Source organism: Dietzia sp. B19 (assembly GCF_014145155.1).
In the GTDB taxonomy this organism is placed as follows: Bacteria; Actinomycetota; Actinomycetes; order Mycobacteriales; family Mycobacteriaceae; genus Dietzia; species Dietzia natronolimnaea.
In genome coordinates, this window is the sequence record NZ_JAALED010000301.1 from 1 (window position 1) to 2,457 (window position 2,457).

2 protein-coding genes and 1 pseudogene are annotated in these 2,457 nt (G+C 71.1%); all 3 read right to left on the minus strand.

The window, feature by feature from the left end:
• The coding region (locus tag G6020_RS09255) for an alcohol dehydrogenase catalytic domain-containing protein (RefSeq protein ID WP_182610413.1) at positions 1 to 887 on the minus strand (887 nt) is incomplete at its 3' end.
• 14 nt (positions 888 to 901) lie between these two features.
• Complete coding sequence (locus G6020_RS09260) at positions 902 to 2,089, minus strand: acyl-CoA dehydrogenase family protein (RefSeq protein WP_182610414.1); 1,188 nt, start codon at positions 2,087 to 2,089, stop codon at positions 902 to 904.
• Positions 2,086 to 2,457 (minus strand): annotated as a pseudogene (locus G6020_RS17030) (CoA transferase); the annotation flags it as partial. The gene G6020_RS09260 and the pseudogene G6020_RS17030, both read right to left, overlap by 4 nt.

The following is a 2,457-nucleotide window of genomic DNA, read 5'->3' on the forward strand; positions in this document are numbered from 1 at the left end:
AGGTCGACGTCCAGCACCGTCCCGGCCGGCGGGATGCCCACCACGACGACCCTGCCGCCCTCCCGCGTGATGTCCGTGGCCTGGCGGGTGGTGGCGGCCGAGCCCAGCGCCTCGAAGGCGGCGTCGACGCCCCGGCCCCCGGTGATCTCCATGACCGCCTCGGTCGCATCGACCTCGCGCGAGTTGATCGTGTGGGTCGCACCCATGCGCCGCGCCAGGGCGAGCTTCTCCTCGTCCACGTCGACGGCGATGACGGATTCGGCGCCACTCACCGCGGCCAGCTGGACGATGTTCTGCCCGACGCCGCCCACGGCCACGACCGCGACCGACTCACCGGTCCGGACGTCCCCGACGTTCCGCACGGCACCGTAGGCGGTGAACAGCGAGCACCCCAGGATCGCCGAATCCGCCAGATCCAGTTCCTCGGGGAGGGTGAACACCGCGGTGGCGGGCGTGACGCTGTACTCCGCCAGGCCGCCCATCGAGTACATGGACAGCGGCTCTCCGTTGGCGCGGTGAAGCCTGGTCTCGCCGTCGTACAGGGTCCCGCGCAGGCGGTTGTACTCGAAGAAGGTGGCGCAGAGGTCCTCCATCCCGCGGGCGCAGTTCTCGCACCACCCGCACGGCATGATGAACGAGCCCACCACGCGGTCACCCGGGCGGACCGCCGTCACGCCACGGCCGACCTCGGCGACGACTCCGGAGACCTCGTGCCCCAGGACCCCGGGGAGCGGGAACCCCACCTCGCCCTTCATCACGTGGAGGTCGGTGTGGCACACCCCGCAGGCCGTGTTGTGGATCAGGACCTCGCCCTCCCGGGGTTCGGGGATCGGGATGTCCTCGAGCACCAGGGGGGATTCCGTGTCCACGCACACCGCAGCCTTCATGGTGGCGACTGTACTCAGTGGTCGCGGCCGAGGAGTTCATCCGAGATGATCCGCATCTGGATCTCGCTGGTGCCCTCGAAGATGCGCGTCAGCCGGGCGTCGCGCCAGTGCCGCTCCACCTGGAAGTCGGTCGTGTACCCGGCCCCGCCGTGGATCTGGACGCCCTGGGAGGTCACCCGCTCGGCCATCTCGGTGGCCACGAGCTTGCACATGGCGGCCTCGAGCGAGCAGCGACGCCCGGAGTCGATGGCCGTGGCCACCGAGAACATGAGCTGGCGCGCGGCCTCGATGTCGGCGGCCATCCGGGCGATCTCGAAGCGGAGGTACTGGAACTCGCCGATCGGTCGGCCGAACTGTTCGCGGGTGGCGACGTAGGCGATCGAGTCCTCCAGCGCGGCGCGGGCCAGGCCGATCGCGCGGGCGGCGGTGTGGGCGCGACCGACCTCCAGGCCGGAGACCGCCAGGTAGAAGCCCCTGCCCTCCCCGCCGAGCAGCGCAGAGGCGGGCAACCGGAAGTCGTCGAAGGACAGCTCCCAGGTCTGCCAGCCGAAGTATCCGATCTTGCGGACGGGGTTGCCGGTGATGCCCGCGGGGAACACGCCGCGATTCTTCTCCACCAGGAAGGCGGAGATCCCGCGGTGGGGCTTGGCCGGGTCCCGGACCGGGTCGGTACGGGCGAACAGCACGAGGTAGTCCGCCTGGTCGGCGTAGGTGCACCACATCTTGGTGCCGTTCACCACCCACTCGTCGCCGTCGCGGACGGCTCGGCAGGAGATGTTGGCGACGTCGGAGCCCGCCTCGGCCTCCGACAACGCGTAGGCGCCCAGCCACTCGCCGCGGGCGACGCGGGGGAGCAGGCGCGCCTCCTGATCGGGGGTGAACCCGCCGCCCATCCCGTTGCCGCGGGCGAGGAGACCGGAGACCGACAGCCACCCGCGGGCGAGCTCCTCGGCGACCAGGCAGTACTCGAACACGCCCAGGCCGAGCCCGCCGTGCTCCTCGTCGATCATGATGCCGAAGAAGCCGATATCGGCCATCTTCTGCCGGAGCTCGTCGGGGATGTCTCCCTTCTCCGGGTCGAGGCGGTTCGCGAGCGGCAGGACCTCCCGGGCGGTGAAGTCGCGGGCCAGATCGCGGATCGCGAGCCGCTCCTCCGTGAGGTACACGGGGACACCGTCGCGGGCGGCGGGCTTGTGGGTCATGACTCAGGTCCCTGCGGTGGTGGGGCGATCGGCGGTCGTGGGGCGACCGGAGGGCGGGGGCGATCGCCGGTGAGGCGATCGGTGTCGGCGCCGAGGTCCGGCGCGGGACCGGTGGCCAGGTGCCGGCCGTCGAAGGTCGCGGGGTGCGCGGCCGCGAGGTACGAGCCGATCCCCGGCTGATCCAGTGCAGCGAACAGCGGGTTGGACTCGAGATCGCCCTCCGCCACCACCTGGTCGAACGTGCGGTACCGCTCGTGCAGCACCACCGAGTCCTCCAGTGCCCGGGTGACCTCCGCCGTGGTGTGGGCGGAGAACCATCGGGCGAACAGTGCGGCCAGGACCTCCCGGTAGGAGTACCTGTCGGCCTA